Origin of the sequence: Pseudomonas sp. TH49, from assembly GCF_016650625.1 — a bacterium.
Taxonomy (GTDB): domain Bacteria; phylum Pseudomonadota; class Gammaproteobacteria; order Pseudomonadales; family Pseudomonadaceae; genus Aquipseudomonas; species Aquipseudomonas fluorescens_H.
Window position 1 is genome coordinate 1836162 of record NZ_JAEKFL010000002.1, and the last position, 22797, is coordinate 1858958.

Annotated in this window: 8 protein-coding genes and 9 pseudogenes; 2 read left to right on the forward strand and 15 right to left on the reverse strand. The window is 53.7% G+C overall.

Annotated elements, in window-relative coordinates; all coding sequences use genetic code 11:
- The first annotated feature begins 87 nt into the window (after positions 1 to 87).
- Positions 88 to 543 (forward strand): RidA family protein, encoded by a 456-nt coding sequence (locus JFU48_RS25470; protein WP_242486752.1) that lies wholly within the window; start codon positions 88 to 90, stop codon positions 541 to 543.
- On the opposite strand, the pseudogene JFU48_RS25475 reads toward JFU48_RS25470, so the two are convergent.
- Positions 501 to 1354, reverse strand: a pseudogene (locus JFU48_RS25475) (alcohol dehydrogenase catalytic domain-containing protein); the annotation flags it as partial. The gene JFU48_RS25470 and the pseudogene JFU48_RS25475 sit on opposite strands and share 43 nt — an antisense overlap.
- Before the next feature lie 634 nt (positions 1355 to 1988).
- Positions 1989 to 2171, reverse strand: a pseudogene (locus JFU48_RS25480) (transposase); the annotation flags it as partial.
- A 175-nt stretch (positions 2172 to 2346) separates the two neighbouring features.
- Between JFU48_RS25480 and JFU48_RS25485 the strand changes: the two are divergent.
- Positions 2347 to 2643 (forward strand): annotated as a pseudogene (locus tag JFU48_RS25485) (LexA family protein); the annotation flags it as partial.
- Here the strand turns inward: JFU48_RS25485 and JFU48_RS25490 are convergent.
- The 13 genes and pseudogenes from JFU48_RS25490 to JFU48_RS25550 all read right to left on the reverse strand — a co-directional run.
- Positions 2642 to 3029 (reverse strand): annotated as a pseudogene (locus JFU48_RS25490) (aldehyde dehydrogenase family protein); the annotation flags it as partial. The pseudogenes JFU48_RS25485 and JFU48_RS25490 overlap by 2 nt on opposite strands.
- Positions 3030 to 3853: 824 nt before the next feature.
- The gene (locus tag JFU48_RS25495; RefSeq protein WP_201138077.1) at positions 3854 to 5275 is read right to left on the reverse strand and encodes a sensor domain-containing diguanylate cyclase; all 1422 of its coding nucleotides are present in this window, start codon (positions 5273 to 5275) and stop codon (positions 3854 to 3856) included.
- A gap of 508 nt (positions 5276 to 5783) precedes the next feature.
- Positions 5784 to 6890: a M14 family metallopeptidase gene (locus JFU48_RS25500; RefSeq protein WP_201138078.1), complete on the reverse strand. Its 1107-nt coding sequence runs from the start codon at positions 6888 to 6890 to the stop codon at positions 5784 to 5786.
- 111 nt (positions 6891 to 7001) lie between these two features.
- Positions 7002 to 8278, reverse strand: a pseudogene (locus JFU48_RS25505) (MFS transporter).
- Positions 8279 to 8352: 74 nt separating this feature from the next.
- A pseudogene (locus JFU48_RS25510) lies at positions 8353 to 9271 on the reverse strand (LysR substrate-binding domain-containing protein).
- 170 nt (positions 9272 to 9441) lie between these two features.
- Positions 9442 to 10803 carry a DUF1329 domain-containing protein gene (locus JFU48_RS25515; protein ID WP_201138079.1) on the reverse strand — a complete coding sequence of 454 codons (1362 nt, stop codon included), beginning with the start codon at positions 10801 to 10803 and terminating at the stop codon, positions 9442 to 9444.
- A 26-nt stretch (positions 10804 to 10829) separates the two neighbouring features.
- A pseudogene (locus JFU48_RS25520) lies at positions 10830 to 12631 on the reverse strand (DUF1302 domain-containing protein).
- 532 nt (positions 12632 to 13163) lie between these two features.
- A complete protein-coding gene (locus JFU48_RS25525; protein ID WP_201138080.1) occupies positions 13164 to 14846 on the reverse strand; it encodes a CapA family protein in 1683 nt (560 codons plus the stop codon).
- A 506-nt stretch (positions 14847 to 15352) separates the two neighbouring features.
- Positions 15353 to 15897, reverse strand: a pseudogene (locus tag JFU48_RS25530) (LysR substrate-binding domain-containing protein); the annotation flags it as partial.
- 558 nt (positions 15898 to 16455) lie between these two features.
- Positions 16456 to 17891, reverse strand: a pseudogene (locus tag JFU48_RS25535) (IS1182 family transposase).
- A gap of 483 nt (positions 17892 to 18374) precedes the next feature.
- Positions 18375 to 19478 (reverse strand): nucleoside hydrolase, encoded by a 1104-nt coding sequence (locus JFU48_RS25540; RefSeq protein ID WP_201138081.1) that lies wholly within the window; start codon positions 19476 to 19478, stop codon positions 18375 to 18377.
- A 33-nt stretch (positions 19479 to 19511) separates the two neighbouring features.
- Positions 19512 to 20606 (reverse strand): esterase-like activity of phytase family protein, encoded by a 1095-nt coding sequence (locus JFU48_RS25545; RefSeq protein WP_201138082.1) that lies wholly within the window; start codon positions 20604 to 20606, stop codon positions 19512 to 19514.
- The gene (locus JFU48_RS25550) at positions 20606 to 22780 is read right to left on the reverse strand and encodes a TonB-dependent siderophore receptor (protein ID WP_201138083.1); all 2175 of its coding nucleotides are present in this window, start codon (positions 22778 to 22780) and stop codon (positions 20606 to 20608) included. Before JFU48_RS25550 ends, JFU48_RS25545 begins: the two co-directional genes overlap by 1 nt.
- Positions 22781 to 22797 lie beyond the last annotated feature (17 nt).

Genomic DNA, 22797 nt, shown 5'->3' on the forward strand with positions numbered 1-22797 from the left:
GTAAAAATTGAAATGCCAAATATCACCGTAAGAAGGCGCTTAATCAAAGCACTAATAGCAGTCGTCGCACTACCAGTCGTTGTGATGATGTCTAGAAAAACGCTGGCGGCACAAGAGCGTTTGCCGCACAAAACTGCCAATACGCCCCCGTCCGTACTAACGCCAAAAGGCTGGGCCTGGAATGAGCCCCATGGCTTTGTATGGGGTCGAGTAGCGAACTCGTCCTCCCAAACAATTTACGTATCTGGACAGAGTTCTGTTGATGCTGACGGCAATATCCTTCACAAAGGGGATATGGGCTCTCAGTTGGAAAAAACATTAGACAATCTGGAGCTAGTTCTAGCGGAAGGCGGGGCTACCCTGGCTAACGTGGTGAGTGTCACTTATTACACGGTAGACATTCAGCAGTTCTTCGGTGCCATGGAAATTCTTACCACTCGCATGGCAAAGGCCGGGGGCAAGCCGACGTCGACACTAATAGAGGTGAAGCAGCTGTACCACCCAGACATTCTGTTTGAACTGACGTCAGTTTCGGTTGTTTGATCAGCGTTACCAAATCCCACCGCGTCAATCACTCCGTCCACCCCCCCTGCTATCCGGCGTCTGCCGGATGATGGAGTCGGCCGGATCGTCGTCATCGAAGTTGACCGGTATCACCCCGTACGTACGCTGCGCGTAATCCAAGTGATAGACATGATGGTCGACCATAAAGATGCGCTCGGCACCGAGCATGCGGGCGCAGGCGGCGCTCAGCAGACCCACAGGGCCAGCGCCGTAGATGGCCAAGCTTGAACCTTGTCCGATATTGGCATTGAGAACAGCTTGCCAGGCGGTTGGCAGGATATCGGAGAGAAACAGCACCTTCTCGTCCGCCAGCGTCCCTGGCACCTTGAATGGCCCGGTGTTAGCTTTCGGTACCATCACCAGTTCAGCCTGGCCGCCCGGAATACCGCCATACATTCAGCTATAACCGAACAGCGCCGCCGGGGAGCCGCGATCAGCTTCTTGTTCATCGCGGCGCCCGGGCCGGCATTGGTGGTCTCGCACGCGGCGTAAAACTACTGCTGCCAGAAGAAACAATCACCACAGGCGATGACAAAGGGAATCACGACTCGATCACCACGCTGAACCGCCCTGACGGCGGAACCATTAATCTTCGACGAAGCCCATGAACTCGTGACCGAATATCGCCATTTTCGACGGTGGGCATTTTACCGCGGTACAGGTGCAAATCCGAACCGCCGATGGCCATGGCGGTGACGCGCAGAATAATGTCGTCCGGGGCTTCTAGTATCGGATCCGGCACGCTTTCGACTCTGAAGTCATGGGCGCCATGGTAGGTTATTGCTCGCATGGTGATGTCCTGTACTGTGGGCGAAAGACATTTGTCTTCATACGGAAGGATTTGGGCACACGTGAGGTCACTATGCTTTCACAAAGTCAGATCAGCGGACTGGTACGGAGGAGTTCTATGACGCAAGCCCGAAAAAATATGAAATACAGTTTTCTGGTGATCTGTCACGAGCCAGCTCGATCTTGACTGGGTACAGTGGGCGATGGTCGTGACTGTACTCGCTGCCTGGTGGATTGGCTCACAACGGCCGAAGCGCAGTATGGCGGAATTCATATTTTTTATTATCAGCAATGCATTGTGGGTTGCGTGGGGTTATCTGACTCAGCTGTTGTTCTAGTGCCACAAACCACCTTCAGGTTTTGCAATAGCTGAACAATGGATGACGTGAACGGCCCACCGGTCTGGCAAAGAACCTGCTTCAAAAATCGGCTCTGCAAGAAGCCGTTAGCCTTTTCAGGATCGTCAGGCGCGACTCTCATCATGGCGCAGGTGACTCACCTAATAGACGCCGGATAGATTTAAGCAAGCCAACCACTTCGCCCGTTAATCAGCGTTGCAAAAAGGGGGGTGACCATAGATTTTTTAAAATGGACTTCTCCCGCTCAAGACGAGCGATCCGCGCTTCCAACTCCTAGATCTTCTGTTGCTCGGGCGTCAGCGCTTTTGTCTGCGGAGTAACACCGCTGCGCTCCTGCTGGAGTTGGTTCACCCAGCGACGCAACGCAGACTCGACCATTCCGAGTGACCGGCAGGCCTCGATATGGCTATAGCCTTGATCGAGCACGAGAGCTGCGGCTTCGCGTGAGGTCATAGCCATTGATCACCAGCTGCCTTGGCGCAAGCTCCTTGAGGTGGTGATCCATTGATTGGTAGATCGAGTAGCGTCCCGCACATGGTGTCACCAGTCGAATTGTCGTACCTATGAAATTGACCGCAAGCGAACCAAATCTTTAACTGTATGCATGCACAGTCAGTCTCAAAAGGCTTGCACCATGAGCGTCACCATCCTCGGCCCTCTTGCGTCTGGCGGTAGGAAGCTGCCCCTCTATTCATCCAGGGTGCCGGCGGTCTTCCCCTCTCCTGCGGCTGATCACATCGAAAAACACATTTCCCACGATGAGCTGTTCGATATCCGCGCGCCGCACGTGTACCTGGTGAGAATCGATGGGGACAGCATGCAGGGCGTAGGTATCTATTCAGGAGATTTGGTGGTCGTTGATCGAAGCATCGATGCGGTAAGTGGCGATATCGTCATCGCTTCGCTGAACTCGGAGCCCTTCTGCAAACGCCGGTGACCACGTTGAACACGCCTTCCAGGTAGCCGGCTTCCAGCACCAGTTCGGCGAGTTTCAGAGCGCTTAAAGGGGTTTCGTCGGCGGGTTTGAGAACCACGCTGCAGCCGGTGGCTAGGGGTGGACCGAGTTTCAGCAGGCCAGCAATAGCGGGAAGTTCCAGGCAACGATGGCGCCGACCACGCCGACCGCTTCGCGCCGGATAAAACTATGGAATTGATCGTTGGCATCAGCGGCAACGACACTTCAACGCTGGAGCCTTCGATCTTAGTCGCCCAACCAACCATTTAGAGCAGGAAGTCGATGGACAACTTCACGTCCATCACCTAAGTGACCGACGCGCTTTTGCCATTGTTCAGGCATTCCAGTTGCGCCAACATCTCGATTGGTCATTACCAGCATATTCGCCTGCATGCTTCCGCTACACAATATTGTGGTCCGATATATGTATACATTGGGAAAATACAAAATAATTCCCCCTCGCTTTTCGGATGTTCATACATACCACGGATCGCCATATTTTTCTGCGTTAGCATTGAGCCTGGTGTTGACGCTTATCATCATTATTTTCGCAGCGTCCGGCGTTGACCTAATCACCAAAATTTATGTGTGGGGGCTACACTTGGAACAATGGGCTACAGGATCACAGTTGCGCTAGCAAGCTTTGCGATTTTAGTGTTTTTGAGGAGAAGTAGCATTGATAAGCAGGTGTGGAATACATTGATTGCTCAATTTCTTGGATTGATTAACATGGCGGGCTGCATAAGGGTATGCATTTTCTAATCTGCTGATGTTAGTTGGCGTAGTTCCATTAATATGTGTATTGCCGATAATATTTTTTGCTATTGGAATAACGGCCGCACTTGGACTGAAGAGAAGTGCTCCAGAGCGTCTTAACTCGCTGCTGGATTTAACCTGAATCTCTTAGCTCTTGGACACGCTAATAGGGCTGAGTTCGGACATCATATCGACCTTGACCTTTCCATTGCTTAAAAATTGTACATTTCGATTTGTGAAACACCTGCAGAGCTAGTGAGCACGGAGCTATTCATCGAAATGGCAACGTCGAGGTCATGGAATTTATTCTTTTAATATCAATGCCTTAATTGGGTTCATCGAGCAGTGAAGTAGTCATCCAGGCACATGTTGTTGAAGTACTTTTTTGTATCCAGCCGTTTGTCTGGGCACGTAAGGTATTTCCTGACACCTACGCTGGTTTTTGCATTGGGGCTGCCGAACAGGCGGTGTATTCTTCGGCGTACAAAAACTTGTTTTTACCTGTTTTTTTTGCTAGGTACATGGTTTGGTCGGCCGCCCTTAGCAGTTGTTCCGCTCTTTCTACTCCCGAATTCAAGACCGCAACGCCTACACTGGCAGAAATACTTTTTTGTTGGCCGAAAAGGTAAAAGGGCTGACCGATTGCGCTGATGATTCTTTCAAGAACGGTACTGGCTTCCTGAAGCGTCCTGACATTGATCAGCACAACGACAAATTCATCACCTCCGATTCGGGCCAGTATGTCATCCGCACGTAAGCAAGACTGCAAGCGTGTAGAAGCTTCTTTTAGCAGCACATCCCCCGCCGCGTGGCCTAGGCTATCGTTGACACTCTTGAACCCATCAAGATCCAAATAACACACCGCAATTTTCTCATCATGGTTGAGGGCATTGTGGATGGCCTGTGTGAGTCTTATGTCCAGTAAGCGTCGGTTGGGAAGTTCAGTTAAGGGATCATACATAGCGATGTCGTGGAGCTGTTTGCGCTGCTGGGCCAAGGTCGAGACTGAAAATGCTAGCCAGGCCATCAAGGCTGATCCGGACAGCACAAGGAAAAATTCAAAGAACGTACTGCTTTTATTTACCCAGTGGGCAGTTCTGGAAATACTCAGTTGCCACAGCGCACCGCTGATCCTAACATTTACATTCTGCACGACCGCACCCAGCGGCGCCGCAGAGGACTGGATAACTTCCTCCTGATGGGTTTCGACGTTCATCCCTGACAGTCTGTACGCGTATCCTTGACCTTCCAACGAACTAAGGTTGGCATCGCTTAACGCGTCAGGAAACTTCAAGGTGACCACGGTGCAACCCCAGAAATAGCGCTTGCCGTCAATGTTTTCTAGAAACACCGGCAACAAGCCGATGGCCCCTTGGGGTCCTTGAATCAATTTAATCGGGCCTTCAAACCGCAAGTCTCCCTCACGTAGGCGTTCCAGAGCTACTTCCCGGTCTTGCCCCTCAAACAAGTCGTGATCTTTCAGAAGGGTGTTGGAGACCGCAGGCTCGATCTGCCGGATCACGCCTTGCGGCGCCAGCGATAGTGCGAACGCACCCTTGTACATGGGCAGAATGTATGCCGCCAGAGAACTGAAGTCTTTGACCTGACCGTTACCTTGGCGAACCAGTACAGCCAGCGCATGGGTGGACGACAGGGCGTGTTCGACAACTTTTTCCAAGGCATTAGCGTAACTGTTGGCCACCTGTACGTCGTGAGCTTGCACCGCCTTTTCTTGAGCTTCATTGAGCTTGAAAATCACACCGGCCCCTAGTGATAGAAATAGACCAAATGTCACTGCCGAGACAACGCTTTTATCGCAGCTGCAAAACAGTTGTCTGAGATTTTTATTCATATTTTGATCTCATTATTATCTCAATCGACGCCTTCACCTGAACGATAATCCGGGCGCCCTGTTGATGAGATGCAACAAATCGTCATGCTATGTATCGAAGAACATTGCCGACAGCGGAGTAACAGTCCGGTGCCTGATAGCGCAACGCAGGCGAAGGACTAATCTGAAATTGAATGGATGATCTTCGCAATGATCATCCATCTGATATGGTTTTCTGGTGTTCGAGACAAATATCAATAGACGTCCTGAGCTTAGGTTAGTTATTTTCGCCTTATCCAGATGCCCATGTAGGGGACAAGGCAATACGATCGACCAAACGTGCAGGGGTTGCCAAGCCGAAACCCAACCATTGCAAGTGGTCAATAACGACTGATCCAGCCCTTCCGCCAAAGGCAAATTGCCAAGGGTCATCGGCACGCTATAGAGCACCATCGCTGAGCACGCCCCGGTGCTGCAAATCGACAGTACCCTCTGACACTTGACCTGAAAACCTACAAGCTCCGCTTAGTTAATTTTCAATAGCAGGTTTGGTGAGCCTATGGCTCAAGCCTGAGATCGCCTGACGGGCGACTTCACTGGCCTGGCGTAACACATCATCCTTCCACTGCGGATCGTCGACATAGAACGCATCTCGTAATTGCTGCTTGATGCGCTGACGCTGCTGTTCGTCAGCGCCAGGATTGTTGTAAACCCATTGCTCGGCCCGTAAAGCCTCAAGCACCTGTGTTTCCGGTAAAGTGCCAAATTCGAGGGTCAAAGCGGTAAGCTGCGCCGCAGAGCACTCAAGAGCGCTGTATACCATCAGCCCGCTTAGCGGCACTGACACGGACTGACCTTCTTGAGAGGAACGTACGCCCTCCCCCCACCAACCTCTCGCCCGCCCCAACATCGGTGAATCAGCCGGGCCGGAATAGATGCGCTCACCATGACCTTTTGGTCCTAAACCGGTATGTATATCGATCCAGACGAGCTGTTCACATTGAGCAGCGTGTTTGCGTATGACTTCACGCACCGTGAGGTTGCTCCATGTAGGCGCCACACCAGAATAAAACAGGCCATCGGGATGGCTGTACTGCCCGCCAGAAATAGCTTTTTGTAAGCGCTTACGCCCGTACATAACCCGGTACACAAACAGATGTAAGCGATTAACCCAAGTAGCAGGCCAAGAATCGGGGATCATCACAGGGTGTAGCGCCGCGTATTCTGAATTTTGTTCGGGGTCTTGGTTAAAATCACGAAAATTGCGATTCAAGTCGACATTTTCATGGGTCCAACGGCGCAACCAAGAAAAACCATACGGGTTGACCGCGTGCAGATACACAACTGCACAGTTGTTTTCTCTGGCCTCGCGCTGAAAGACTTTATCCTTCAGCAGTGCTATCTGCACCGCTGACCCGCAGAAACCTTCAACACCATGACAGCCACTGCTGATTAGTAACGTTTGTTTGGCATCGAGCGGGCCAGAACGAGCTACATCAATGGCCAACTCCTCGCCTTCAGCACCACGTAACGGATGCAGGTGGGATTCGATGGATATACCAAGCTCAGCGCAGGCTGTCGTGAATTTTTGTCGCGCTTGTGCGTAAGTCTGCGAAAAACAGTCGGCGGCGGTCATTACGACTCCTGAAATTTTATATGGATCGAGCCAGCCGCGGGCAGCCGCTTTCCCGCCGGTCCGAAGCCAGAAAAAACTTAATAGGGAATAGCCGCGGATTGCGGCTGAAGTTCAGGTTGTCTGCAACGTCGGTTGCAGGCGCAACTCGTCGGCCTGGAATTGCTCGCAAGTGAGCTGCGGCCGAACGAGCAAGGACGCGATCAGGGTGAAAATGATGATGCCGACGCCGATGAGTGCCAATGCAGACTCAAAGCCATATGCGATATCCCCCCGCGCATTGCCACTAATTGCCCCACCAACCACGGCGCCAGCATGCCGGCGCTGGTAACTCCGCCGATATGGATCGACAGCATCGACCCTCTTCGAACGCTGGGCGCGATGAAAGCAACAATTGTATTAGCGAAAGTAGGCAATACATTGATCAACACCGCTCCGATCGCATACAGCGCTAAAGCGACTATTACGTGGCCGTGAGCTTGGGTGATTAGCAGAAATGCCAAGCCGGCGATCAGGCAGCAAGCCAGCGGCAATATCACCATCGCCCGTTGTACACTAGCACCACGTTTTAGAGCTCGCTGAGAGAGTGCCGAGACGCCAAGATTGCACAGAATCACAGTAAAGGTGACGCCCATGACGACGTACCCTGATTGCATCGGTGTCATCCTTAGGCCCTTCTGCAGGTACACCGGCACCCAGCTGTAGACCAGCGCATTTGGCAAGAAACCCATGAACCCGAGCAAGGTAATGCCGAGAAATGTCCGGTTTAGCAGCAACCGGCGATAACCAGGTAATGCTTGCCCCCAGCTGCTTGCAACCTCTGAAACATGCCTGCCCTCACGACCAAATGCCAGCCACAGAAGCATCCACAGCAGTCCGACTAGCGCCAGCACAAGGTAGGCAATACGCCAACCGACTTGAGCAATAATGAAAGGTAGGCTGATCGCACCTAGGACCGCGCCAAGCATGATTGACACCTGAATCAGCGAAGCTGGCATCACCCGCTCCGTAGGGCCGAACCATTTAAAGCAGGCATGCTGCGTCACGGCAGTCCCGGGGCCGGTACCGGCGCCGAGCAATAGCCGGCTGACCACCAGTGCAGCGAAGCCGCTGCTGACGCTAACCAGCAACTGCGAGAGCATCCAGACCAATGACATGCCTACCAAGATCCAGCGACTGGGAAAGCGGTTGGCGAGAAAGCCTACGGCAACACCGGAGACCGAATAAAGGAAAAAAAAAGCACTGCCGATGAAGCCAAACTCCGTTGGTGTGAGTTTCAGTTCATCAATGATCTGGGCGCCGGCGAAGGCAAAGATGCTCTTATCCAGCACGCTGATGATCATGACTGCCATCAACAATGCCAACACGAGGTTACGTCGAGAGAACGGCATACAGGATTACTCCATGAACCAAGCATGCAGGATGCCGCAGTCGCTAAGCGCCGGATAATGATCTATAGGAATGCTTATCCAAGTTGGTTATCAAGCGGCGAGCGCAAGTGCTGTGGGCTTTTGAATGCATAGATGATGTCATTTACGAGCAACTGAGTTTCCCGGGTCATCAATTCCGTAGGCCGACAAACCAGCGATATATCGGTGCCAGGTACGCGCTCAGCGATCGACAGCATGTCCAAATTGCCGGACACGACGGGTAAGTCAAACACTCGACGGGACCAAGAGCTTACGACGTTCGTCGTGGCTGCCAGTTCCGCGTAGAACACGACTGATGCGCAGACCATGATGCGTGCTGGCGGCATCACGCCATATTCCGCAAACATTCGTCCAGCCAGCGAACTTTCCAACGCGTCGGGAAGAAGCCACTCTTGATCGAGTAGCTCGTTCAGTGAGCGGGCCTTAGACAGGGGGTGACCTTTACGCACAGCCAAGGTAGAGGGCTGGACGTATAGCTCATGCCACTGAAAACCTTCAACGCTGCGCACTGGTGGATGCGATGTCAGGGCGAAATCCAAAAGACCTTCACGCAAGCCTTCCAGCAATTTGGCCGGACGCAGTTCGTAAATCTGTAGTTGTACCTTCGGGTAGCGATTCCGATAGCTGAGGATACAACTGGCAAACTGTTGACTGGGTGTAACGGGAGAAACGCCGATTGTCACACGACCGTCCATTGTGCCCTTGAGTGTCTCGATTTCGTCCCGTGCCCGTCGAACCTCCTCCACCACCAGCCGAGCCCGGCGGACCAGGTGCTCACCGTAGGACGTCGCGGTGATCCCGCGATTCGATCGCAGCAGCAGCGGCACACCTAGTTCCCACTTCCTTGATGCTTTTGGACAGGGCAGGCTGGGAAATATGCAACAGCCGCGAGGCCTCCTGAATGCTGCCACTTTCGCAGATGGCGACCATGGCTCGCAATTGATGCAACTTCATAAAGAAACACCTGAAAGTGGGGATGCGAACTAGAGCATAAAAAGAACCGTGAGACTAGATCGCGCCCGCATCAACAGGTTTCCTAATAGTATTTGCTGGAAGGCTAGCTGGGTGTTGAGCGCCAGGTTCATCGCGCCCCGCTAAAGTTCATACCTTTTGGATTTGGGCCATCAACGTATTCCGGTAGCCCGCAAGGCGTTTGGGGTGAAGTCGTTGCTCGACGCGTTCAGCGAAAAATCGTAGCTGCCCTTCTTCTCCTCGTTACGCAAGCCAGAAACGGTGTAGCGACCATTCAACACATCGTAGTGTGTCTCCGCTGTCAACCAAGGGAACTGCTGATCGTAGAAGAATCGAGCATACCCCTCGGAAACCCGCCACAGGTTACCGCGCCCATCATATGCATCAGCCTCGGCAATCTGCCAACTGTCCTCGTCAATGTATAAATCACGCTTGCTATAGATATGCCGCTGACCTGGCTTGAGGGTTGCCACCACATGCCAAACACGATGCAATTCGTAACGGGTGTGGTCAGGATTCAGATGCCCCGGACGAATGATGTCGTCGTACTTGAGCTTCGGCGAATCCAACGCATAACTGTTGTAAGGAATGTAGATCTCTTTCTTACCCTCCAACTTCCAGTCATAACGATCCGGCGCACCGTTGAACATATCGAAATCATCGTAGGTGCGCATACCTTCAGCGCCGGGGCTGTCGTAACCCACCTGTGGTGCACGACGTACCCGACGCTGGCCGGCGTTGTATATCCAGGCCATACGCGGTTCGGCAACTTGGTCAAGCGTTTCAAGCACCAACATCACCGTGCCGGCCCGACGCGGTGGCGAAAGGATTTCCTGCCGGAAATAGAACAGGATGTTCGCCATTTTCTGCGGATCATAATCCTTTAATCCGAACGGGAACGCGAACTGCTCCTTCATCATACTGATGGTGTAAGCGCCGTTTTCCTGAGGGTTCATCTGCGCAGTGTTACGCAGGATCGTGTCGCCCCGGTACCGAGTGATATGGTTCCAGATTACTTCCAGACCAGTCTTTGGAATCGGGAAAGGAATCGAAATCTTGAAATCCTTGAGCCCATTGCCATCTTCGGCGAGAGTAGTCCGGGTAGCATTTTCCTTCACGGCGGCAAACACCTTCGGCGGTAGAGTGACGCTGCGGTGGGTTGGGTACACTGGGATGCGATAGGTTTCCGGGAATCTTTTGAACATAGCCAACTGACCAGGTGTCAGCCGCGCTTTGTATTGTTCGACGTTCTGCGCGCTGATAACAAACAGCGGTTTTTCATCGACATAAGGATCGGAAATGAATCCACCGGCATCTACCGTGCCCGCGCTAGGCGCCAGGCCGCCGTTCCAGGCGGGAATGCTGCTGTCGGCGTTACCGGCTTTTTCGGCGCCGATGGGGGTAAGATCATTCCCCAACCGCGCAGCTTCCTGTTCGGATACTGCAGCCATCAACTGTCCCCCCAATAGAGTCAGGGCCAGACAGCTGATGTGGATCAACGATTTGCAAATCATGGTCTAACTCCAAAATTAAAGGGATGTCAGAAGCTCGCGCCCATACTGACGGCGAGAAAGTCGCGATCAGTATTAGTGTTAAAGTCACCACCGAAGAAATCGGTGTAACTGATGGCCAAGGTATAGCGACTCATGTACTCGGCATCCAGGCCAACGCTCACTGACTTGTCGCCTTCGTTGAAGGTCGGACCAAAGCCCTTCACGTCGTGGGAAAAGGACAGGTTCGGACGCAGTACTACCCCGCCAATCAAGTCGCTGTACTCCAACCCGGCGCGCAACCGGTAACCCCAGGAGTCAGCGGTGTAAAAACCTTTGCTTGTGCATTGGTCAGGATTGGCAGAATTGGCAACTAGACGGCAAAGATTGTTGCCGGATATGCCTCCGAGCAAAGGCGCACTACCGGCCTGCGACAGCTCACCGTTTCCGAAAATACTGCTGCGTCCGAAGCGCAGGTCAGACCCATCGGCGGATCCAAGGTTTGAGATGTGGCTGTAACCAAACTCGCTTATCAGGGCCAGTCGATCTGCACCGATGAATGTCAGTTGATCAATGGTCCGGGTAAGCGTGACCTGAGCCTGAGTAAAAGGCTTGCGCACATAGCCGTTGATTAACGATCCGTACGCGGAACTGGCGAAACCAGTCTGGAAGATTGGCAGTCCGGCATTGACACGCGGGTTGGTGGCGGCCGCGCCCAAGGTCGCAGCTGCTGATACATCACTGGCATTCAGCGACAGTGGCATATTCGGCCGGTAGCTGATCTCGCCTGCCACTGCGGTGGCGCCGATAGTTGTGCTGAAACTCAGACCGTACAGTCGGATATCTTCCGGATACTCAAGGTAGTAGCGTGCCGTACTGGCACCACCCCGCCCTGCTAGTCCACCGACCGGGTCGGCGAATGCACCACGCCCCACCGCCCAAGTGCTGGTCGGTGTGCGACTGTGATAGTTCATGGCGTAGAAGCCGAAATCGGTGTCGTTGAGATCGGACGCGATCCAATGCAGTGCCACGCCGAACTGGCCGCTGTTGCGCGGGTCCTTTTCCGACAGTCGAGGTACATAACCATAGCCACCAAGCACACCGGTACCGTCGATATTGCGGTCGAAGTCGCTGCCGTTGATTGCCATGTTGATGTCGCACCCCTTGGCCACAACATCGCTGCTGAAGAAGGTTCCACAGTTATCAGAAACGCTCTTTTCCCACTGCAACTGGTAAAACGTCTCGATCGACAGATTGTCTGTCACGCCTTGGTTGAAATAGAGCATGTTGACCGGTATTAGAGCTTCCTTGACCTCTGATCCGGGGCGGCGCAGCGCGGATACATCCACCGGGTTGATGCTGTTGATACCGTTCTGGATAAAGGTGCTTTCACCCCAACTGACTACTTGTCGGCCGGCGCGCACCGGTCGCGGATGCTGTAATTGTGGTATACGAAAGCGTCCAGGAGCTGCACACCCGAGGACTTGGCCGCATTGTCTCGGTGGCTGTCATCGATGCTGTAAAGCGGAAGGTTTTCGTCCTTGAGCTCGAAGTCGTACCAGTACTTACCGCGCACGAAAACGCCGGTATCGCCGTACTTGAGTTCCAGATCGTGCACTCCTTTGAAGATCTTCGAGAAAGTATCACCTTTTTTGAAATTCAGGCGGCCGTCATCGGACGTCTGGGTGGAAGCAGTGCCGCCGTTGCGGGTGCCGATGAGCGAACGATCCGGGCTATCCATCGCCCAACTCGCTCCTATCGACAGAGTGGAATCGAAACGCCCCTCGATTTCACCGATGCTGAAAGTCGCTGCCTCAACGCTAGTCGTGAGGAGTGCTAGGTTAATTGCCATCGGCAGTGAGCGAAGCCCAAAGCTCGCGACGCCGGTTATTATTTTTTTCATAGTGTTCTGCGCCTTGAACTTGCAGTTCGTGGAAAGCGATACCCCCATTGAGGGGGCGCTTGCATGGTAAGCAGCGAGTTCAGTGTCGGCCTCTGAAAAAAAGTGATACCTATAGCAAAACGCGAGGGAGCAGGCACACGGTCAAATTCTCCGCTGCACCGGACTGCACGCAGAGCAGTTCCAATCCTACAGTCGAGCGATGTTTCAGACTTTCAACGATCTCTTACAAAGCCATGTCCAAGACTGATAGCGCTAAGCCCAGGCTCGATAATTGGTGCCAGCTAAAGTCCGCTGAAAATACGTGCCTACTTCAGAGTGCCCTTTTTGTAGCCGACCTTAACCTTTGGGACCGAGGACGGTATTGACATCCAGATTTACTGACCACGATATCCATTTAGTTTCTATTCTGATTCACAGTATGTTCTAGGAAACTCTCATGACTCCATGAGGAGATAACCACCTTGACATGCTGCACTGACGATTAGCGGGTCTGCCTAGAAATACTTGATAGCGGTGACAAAATATCCTTCCAAACTTTGTCACGCAGATGCGGCAGCTGAGTTTTTTCCATTTCAGTGAGACCGTAGCCATCCGGGTTCTCTAAAACATCGTAGAACTTAACAACTCGACAGTTAAAGCGACCATCAGCCAGCTTTTCATTGACAATATAGATTGGCAACGCATCGAGCCCAAGCAGCTCATAAGTATTAAGACAGATACCCTTCGTCTCGGAGTCATGCACATCGGGAAGCGCGAGCTTCACCTCCACAATATCAAACTTTATAATATAGGAGATTTTTGAATTTCGACTTTCCGGATGGTAACTCACGAAATCGCCGAAGCTGTATACGACCAACGCATCTTGTTTATCTGCACGAGAAATTAGTTCAGAGGGCTGACTGACATGTGCATGATTGCCGAGAATCGTGTCAACTCCACATTCAATAATGTCATGTGCCGCCTGCCGTACATTGACATGTGGGTACATCTCGAACTCCCATCCCCAGTGACAGTAGGCGATGATCCAATTTACACCTTTATCTTTAGCCTCTTTGACCTGTCGTTTTATTAGCGAGTAATCGGGAGCGGGATCTACATCGTTAAATCGAACCTCATTGACGAGGTAAGACTTGTCGATCGGAGTCTTGTAACCGTTCAGATCCATCGTGAAAGACAATAGGGCAACACGTATGCCATTTTTTTCATAAATAACAATATCATCCTGCTCTGCCTTGCTCGCGGCTGTACCTGCGTAGAGAGCTTTAGATTTCTTTAGAACATCGAGAGTAGCAACAACACTATCATCACCCCAATCCATCGAATGATTTGTCGCAGTGCTAAAGAAGTTGATTTTAGCTTCAGCGATGAACTTATTAAACATTTTTTTGGATGTATTCATTTGAGCAGGTTGCCCTGACGACTGAGTACGCCCCACCTCTTTGCTATCATCAACAGTTGATTCCAAATTTGCACTAACAATATCAGTTGTACTGTAGAAATCCACAATATCATCGAACAGATGCGATGTATTTTCTGGCGTCAAAGCATCGACAGCTAGCAGATCTCCTGCGCATGAGATGGAGAGACTAGCTAAACCAGTTACTTCAGGTACTTTAATGGATAAATGATGAAGATTCTGGGCCGAGAACACGGCCTCCAAGCCTGAATACTTCTCTGCGACTTCAAGCTGATTGAACCAATACCGATACAGCCATTTCAACTTTTGAAATGGGTTAACCGCAATATCATAAACACCTGCCTCTGGCTGCGGGTAATGAAATTCGTCATAAAAAATGTAGCTCACAATTAAAACCGTCAACCTGATCAAGGTTCGCTTATCGATGCAATCACAAGGTATCGGAGGACTTCCCGCAAAGGCTGGATCATTAAAAAACACACCTAACGCTATATCTCCATTTAAAGTTTTCGGCTTGAGCAATAAAGGCTGAATATTTACCAAAATCTTCCGAGGCCCGACACTTGCAACCCAGCCAAACAACGCCAGAGCATATTCTATCTCCTGAAAGCTAAGTACTTCAGGCATCCTCAACTCGCCGGTCTCCACACGTCGAAATAGAGCCACGACATCCCCTTCATGAACCTCAAGACGCTTTTGAAGCGCCTGCATGATTTCTCTTAATGCATCAACTAAATACGCATTCATTCTAAACATCCTTTTTTGGCTTAAGTGGATAGTTTAGAAAAATGGCGAACAACTTTTACCACATCACGCGCCATTATTAATACGCGCCAGCAATCCATTATCGGAACACAGGCACTCTTCGACACGCATAGCATCAAAAACTCAAAAAGCTTCTAACAGACCAAGCACATCAAAAAAAAATTTAAGGCATTTGGCAATTTCTAGGATCACTCGTATAAAAAATTACCAACCCATATAAATTCATCATAGTAAAAACGCCCTCGGCAGCGTGAAATCACCTAAAACCCTTCCCTTACACAATTTTTAATCGACAAAACAGAGCTATTTTTATAGCTTAAAATACTAGCGCGCTTCACAACAACGTCAACCACACGGATAGCTATACCCTTTCATTTTGGTTAAATTAGCAGCCCACAAAACATTATCCGCCCATCAAATACCAAAACACTGCCAGGTCGGCAAACGACTTAGATAATTATTTAATTTGGCGCTCATCATGCATCTACCTAACTCCCCAAAGTAACGCTGCTCATCGACAACGCAAGGATTGGGCGATCGAGTTGCTCATAAGCCCGACGGCGAAATATAAGCAACATTTCACTCAAAGCGTGGGGTGGCGGTTCAGTGGCGCGGGTTACCGCGTACAACGTGATCGGCAATGGCGGCGCCAGTGGGCGAATAACGGTGGTGGTGGGCGAAGCACCGAGTGCCGTACACGGGTCGATCACCGCCACACCGGCACCGGATTCCGCCATCGCCTGCGCCAGTGAGTAAGTCTGCACGGAGATCCGCACCCGTGGCGTTGGCTCGACGGCTTCCAGATGCTGTCGAGGCGGGCGGCCAGCGGGTCGTCGCTGGACAACCCGATCAGCGGAGCACCGGCCAACGCCATCAGCGGCAACGGCTGTCCGACGTCTTCCTCCGGCCAATAACCTTTCGGCGCCAGTGGCACCGCCCCCGATGCCAATGCCTATGCCTTCAGCCCCGGATGATCTGGCAATTGCCGGGTCAGCAAAATGTCCACTTCGCGCATCAGCAGGTTCTGTATCAGCTAGCGGCTATGGGCGCGCCCTCTGCAATGCATTTTACGCCGTGAATAATTATGGAGATCAGCCAGAATACCAATTCGTCGTGTTCATCGTTTTGGCCCCTGTGGAACTAGGCGCTAGCGCGTGATAGCGCAGACTCAGCGAAGCAGAGTGCCACATTGAATTGGGTCAAACCCTGATTTTACAAGCGTCGGTGGGGAACTCACTTCCTATGGACTATTAGCGGGTAATTCTTTCCCGCATTAGAGCCAAACTTTTTGATAAATATCTAATGCATTCAGGCTTCCCGCAAGATCAGATTGGCGCCCTTCTGCGCCACCATCAACACTTCGGCGTAAGTATTGCCAGACGTCAATCCCATTGTTGATCGGAAGCCGCTTTTGGCCAGGCTGTGTGAAAACGCACTAAATACATCGAAAGCTGAGGGCTACGGGCGTTGCCTGCGAAACCAGCAGATGGAAGCGCGAATTGCCCTAGTCAGCTACATAGGCGTTCGTAAATGCTGTTTGGGCCGCGCCAGCGGCCCAAACAGTTGTACACGGACGATCAAGCGACCGGATTCACGCCTTGATTGCTTCCAGCAGCCCTGTGATGCCGAAGATGCTCATCATTCGTTTGAGGTTGTAGGCCAGCACATGAAGGCTCATCTCTGTGCTTACCCTCGGCAGGGTTTTGGTCAGGAAGTGGGTGCTTCCCATCCAGTATTTGAGCGTTCCAAAAGGATGTTCAACGGTCTGTCGGCGACGCCTCATCATCGTTGGATCATGTTCCAGCCGAGCCTGCATCGCATCGACGACGGCTTCATGCTCCCAGCGCTTTACCCGGCGCTCCTTACCGGTCGTACACTGCTTCTGCATTGAGCAGGATTGGCACCCCGAGAAGTAGTAACAATGCAATAACATGCCGTCTTCCACTGAAGAGTGCCGTCGGGTCAGCAACTGTCCCGCAGGGCATCGATACGCGTCCGATGCTGCAACGTAGATGAAGTCCTGCTTATCAAAACGGCCTTCCGCTTTGCTGCCCGATGTCAGGGGTTTCGGTACGAAGGTGGTGATGCCAGCCTGCTCGCATGCAAGGATTTCCAGACCTTTGTAATAACCTTGGTCGGCCACCACCGTAAGCGACTCAGCCTCGATTTCTTCACACGCCTGGTTCGCCATATTGCTCAACTGCCCACGATCATTGCCTACGTTAGTCACCTCGTGGGCGATGATCAGATGGTATTTGTCGTCGACCGCTGTTTGGACGTTGTAGCCAACCGTTCCGGTGCCTCGGCCACTCGTGGCCATTGAGCGTGCATCTGGATCGGTAAGAGAGATTTGTTGGTCTGGACTGTCGTGAAGCTGTGCCTCGATGTCCTTGAGTTTCTGCATTTGCTTTTTCAGTGTTTCGATTTTCTCTTTCAGGCGCTCAGCCTTGGCTTCGGCTACTTCGGGCGTTGCCCGATCCGCCGAATCCATTGCCGCCAGATATCGATCGATGCTCTGCTCGATCTGCTGCATGCGTGCCTTCACTTTGCCCTGAGTGAAATTACGGTCGCGGTTGTTCACGGCTTTGAATTTGCTGCCGTCGATGGCGATGATTGATTGGGAGAAGAGATTGAGGTTGCGGCAAAGCACTACGAATTGCCGGCAGACGCTGCGAATGGCTTTGCCGTTGTCCTTGCGAAAGTCGGCAATGGTTTTGAAGTCCGGGGCCAAACGCCCTGTCAGCCACATCAACTCGACGTTGCGCTCGGCCTCACGCTCTAGTCGACGGCTGGACTGAATCCGATTGGATAGCCCTAGATATAGATCTTCAGCAAGACCGCGGGATGGTAGGCCGGACGCCCCGTTGCAGCAGGATCAACACCTTCAAATCCAAGTGCCCCCAAGTCGAGTTCATCGACGAAAACGTCGACCACTCGGACTGGATTTTCTTCGGTTACGTAATCGTCCAGGCACTCCGGCAGCAGAGTTACTTGCGTCCGGACCTCACCTTCAATAAATCGCTTCATGATCGCCCCCGCTACGATCTCGACGATCAGAAGATTAGACAATTGCGGGAGTTTTCACACAGCCTGGGTCGGTTTAGGACCTTCGCGAGAAGCAGCAATCGGTCAAAGGCTGGACTCTCAAGCTTCACAAGCCTTCGCTCACCCAGGTTCCAGCCGGCGTAATTCTTTAGCCTATTCGCCCAGTCGCTTGCGCCGCCTGAGCCAAACGCTGCCATGCTCGCGGCGTATCGCACGAACTGGCGCATAAAGCGGCCGACCATTGATTGCCCATGACGCCCTAGACTCTCACACCTGGAACGAACTGGGCATCAGCGAAGTACTCACCGCCAAACCGCTACAGGCCGCCCTCGCCTAAGCCGCAAGTTTCGTGGTCGGGGCAGCATTGCCGCTGGCGTTGATTTTCATCGCAACGGCACTCAGCGTTGCGGCATGTCGCTGGTTTGGCGTAGTCAGTCAGGGCAAGCTAACAGATTGCATCCCAGATCAACGGGCGGCTTTCAACAATATCTTCACCTGCTCCATCAGGCTCGGCACATCGACGTCAGTGATCACCTCTACAGCATGTTCGCCCAACCCCGGCCCCTCGCCTTGCAGCCAGGACAGCGTGTTGCCGTAGCCGGCAGTAAAACTGGTATCGATATCGACCAGTACCGTCATTCGCTGCCGGATCAATGAAGGGTTCAACCAAACCCCTGCGGCAATTTCATCCCACATGGGGAGCGACTGGTCGTACTTTTTCAGGTATCGGCCAAGTTCGGATCCGGTACGGGCAATATCTTCGTCGTCATCCTTGGTCCACAAGGTGCGTGTGGACGGGTCCACCGGGATCTGAGTAATTCGCCGCCAGGGTTCGTGCAGGACCAGGGATGCCGCCTCTGGATCAAAACGCATATTGAACTCCTGACGGGGTGTCTGCCGGTATTCGTCGGCGAAGGCGTTGTTCGCAGACTGGGGCAGAAAACTGCCGCCCATGAACACCAACTCCTTGGCCTGAGTGGCGAACTGCGGATCGAGTCGCGCAGCCAGGGCAACGTTGGTTAGGGGGCCACCGGACCAGATAGTCACTTCGCCGGGATATTTGCGCACCATGTCCACCATGAACTGGGCAGCGCTCTGGCCCGCTGGCCGGGCGTGGGGCAATCCTTGGGCAAAGGTCGGGATCTCGAACGGGGTCTGTGGGTGTTTGCCTGCCACGCCCGTGCTCCAGGCTCCCTTGTAGACCAGCGGCCCATAAAGGGCTTCCCAACGGCGGGTGCGTACTTCGCTATTCACTAATGGAAACACTGCCCCCGGATACACCGGCACGTCAGTGCGCCCCACCACCTCCAGCAGACGCAACAGGCTGGCGACATTCTCATCGCGCCAACCATCGCCACTAGACACGGTAAAACCCAGCACTTCGACGTCCGGCGCGTAAAGCAGCATCAGCAGGGATTTGATGTTGGAACCGGCGGGCCCCAAGGCATCCTGATCAACGATGATCCTGCGCATCGCGCTCGCAGCATCTGCCATCGCGCTGCCGAGCAGTAACATCATTAACAACGCCACAGTGTGAAATACACGCAGCTTGTTGCGTTGAATCATCATGAATCGCTCCTAGACACTGGCTGTCTCGCCGGCTCAGGGCACGGCCAACAACAGCACCTTGGTATTGACCGTCTCGAAACCGTTGTCGGATACCATTACCAGCAATCGCCGCCCATCCGGCGAGCGCGGCCCCCAGGCCATGCCTTCGAAGTTATAGGGCCGCAGTGACAGCTGTCGACCGAAGTCGAAGACTAATGTCTTCCTCAACGGCTTGACCTGCGCCTCAGACAGGCGGCTAATGCCAGAGGTGTCTGAACCGCCCTTCAAGGAGACCCGGTACAGCCGACAGCGAAAATCGAACGCGCCCACCTTGTTCTTCGCCCCAGATCGCTCCAGCACCAGCATGTCATTGGGACCATCGAGAAGGATTTCGCTGATGCCGTTGTCAGCAATACCGCCCACGCCCGGCGCCTGGATCGGGTCGAGACGGTAAGCGAACTGCAGCAGCAGATTGCCCTGTCGATCCAGCCGTGACAGGCGGGTCAGGCCGCCTTGCTGCAGGCTGGACAGCGGACCATCCTGCAGCAGTGCATCCTCTACCGATACCCAGAACGAACTGCCTCCCGGATCAAAGGTCAGCCCTTCAAACGACTTGTTGCTGCGCGGGCCGCTCCGGTCTGCCGGATCGCGCTGCAATGACGTCGGCAACGACAGTTCGGCCGTGCAGCCGCCGTGCATGTCGGAAAAACTGATCGATGGGCCAATGCCGCGTGCGTAATAGCCTTCCGAGGACCACAACAGCCCGCCTTGCGGGTCCACGCGCACGGCCTCACCATCGGAAACCGGGCCGTCCTGGCTCAGCGGTACATAGCGCTGGCCTTTACAGTCGCTTAACGGCCAGGATGCATTCAGCTTCAGCTCATAGCGCTTGCCGTGGTTTATCAGCGACCCGCTGTAGAGACGACCTGCGCCATCCTTGGAGTGCTCGTCGGTGATGAAATACCAGCGATCCGGGCCTGCGTCATAGTCCAGGCCAGAGAGGCCGCCCACTGCCGTACCGCCTACGCGCAAACCTGCCGGCACGTCGACCAGATCAATGATTTCCGGACCTGACGCCGCCCTCGCTGGGGACGCGAGCAGTTGCGCGCCCCCCAGCAATAGCGCTGTAAACACACCGCGGGCGCGCATCAGAAGGTCTCCAGGTTTACGCTCAGCACCACGTTGCGCGGCGCACCCTGCAGCAGGCTCGGCGAGGATGAGCTGTAGGTCACCCAGTAATGCGCATCGGTCAGGTTATTGACCACGGCATTGAGGGTCGTTTTCTTTCCGAACAGCTTGGTCTGATACTGGGCGCCGACATCAAACAGGGTATAGCCATCGACCTTGAGGGTATTAGCGGCATTGAAGTCGTAGTCCGAGTAGTAGTTGGCGCCGAGGTTGAACGCCCAACCCTGCAAAGCACCGGGGGCATAGCGAATCCGGCTCGCAGCCTGGAAATCGGATACTCCCGCCGCGTTGTTGCCTTCCAGGCCCGGCACGCCGTGGTATTTCGAATCAAGCCACAGAGCATTGGCCGAGAGCGTCCATTCGTTGGCCAGACTGACCTCGCCGCCCAGCTCGGCGCCCTTGTAGCGAACATTGCCTTGCTGTCGGAAGACGTTGCTGCTGTCGGTGTACTGCGCTCCCCGGTCGATTTGAAACAGCGCCGCCGTGGTGTTCCAACCTTGGCCCTGAGTCTTGACCCCAAGTTCGTACTGTTTGCTTTCGATGGGCGCGAACACTTCCCCGTAGTTGGCGTTGCTGATACTGGCCACGCCGCCCTTCTCCAGGGACTCCACGTAGCTGGTATAAATTGTGGTGTCTTTCCAGGGGCGATACATCAGGGCGTAGGTTGGTGTGATCTTTTTCTCCTGATAGTCACCCGCAGCACCGGTCAGTTGTATGCCGGTGTTGCGGTCGTAGTTTTTCTGCTGGAAATCGGTGTAGCGCCAGCCTGCGACGGCCGACCACTGCTCGGTCAGGTCGATGGTGTCAGCGACAAAGGCGGCGTCCTCATCGATATCGAGGAATCGATGACGGTTGTGCCCTGCGGTACTGGTGGAGTAACCCGACAGATCCACCGGGTCGTAGAGGTTGCCACCGTTGATGGTCGCACTGGCCGCATTGGCATCGCGCCGCTGCAGGATATCCAGGGACGATGCCCCAACCACAAGCTTGTGATAGAACGGCCCGGTCTGGAAACTGCCCTCCAGCGAGCCCTGCAACTGGCCCGAGGTAAAGGTTTCCAGCTGCGCCGACTGAGCAATCCGGTAGCTGCCGTTGTTATTGAGCAGGTTTAGGCTACCTTCGCGCCAGCCGGTGTATTGCTCGCCATAGCGGTAATGTAAATTGGCCGTCCATTCCGGCGACAGTTCCCACTTGAAGCCGGTTGTGGCCAGGGACGTCCTCGTACGGAAATACGAGCCGTCTTCAGCGAGCTTGCTATCACCGGAGATGGTGTGAGGGATGTCTACACCGGCGCCCGGAAAAATCCCGTAGTAAACGCCCTTGGCCAGGCGCGTCGATTGCAGTGCATCGAAGTCCCAGGTGAGGCTGTCCGTCAAACGGGCATCCAGCGCCAGGGAGCCGGAATCGCGGCGCACATGACCTCCATCGACATAAGTGTCACCGCCCTCGTGTATGGCATTGATGCGGTAGCCAAAACGCTGCTCGGGGCCGAAGCGGCCGCCGTTATCAACGCTTTCCGAGAACACGCCGTCGGACTTGTAGCGCGCGCCGAAGTCGAGCACAGGGGTGTCGGTTGGCCGCTTGAGTTGGTAGTTGACCACGCCGCCCGGTGAACCAAAGCCATACATGAAGCCCGATAGTCCCTTTAGTACCTGCACCTGATCGACCATCTCGAGCGGCAGTTCCGCGCGATTGATGTAGCTCAGTCCGTCGACCTTATAGCCGTTGACCTGGTCAAGCAGCAGACCACGCACCGATACATAGGAAACGACACCGGCAACGGCGCCAGCGGTCTGGCGCACCGAGCTGTCCCCAGCCAGCGCTTCGTCGATACTCGACGCCTGGTGCTCGCGAATATCTTGAGCATCGACTGTTTTCAACGAGAACGGGGTGTCGATCTCTGCCGTGCTGCCCAATGCGCCATTGGCGGTCACTCGCCGTAGCGACTTCACCGGGGCATCGTTACTGGCCGACGAGGATGCCGATACCTGAATATCCGGCAGGACCACCGCCTCGCCACTGGCCTTCTCACTGGCTGCCTGGGCCAGAGGTGTGAGCGCGAAACCGCTCAATCCCGCACACAGAGCGCCAGCCCAACACAACGTCTGCTTCGATTTACCTGCCTGATAAGCCATGTCCTGTCTCCCAACGA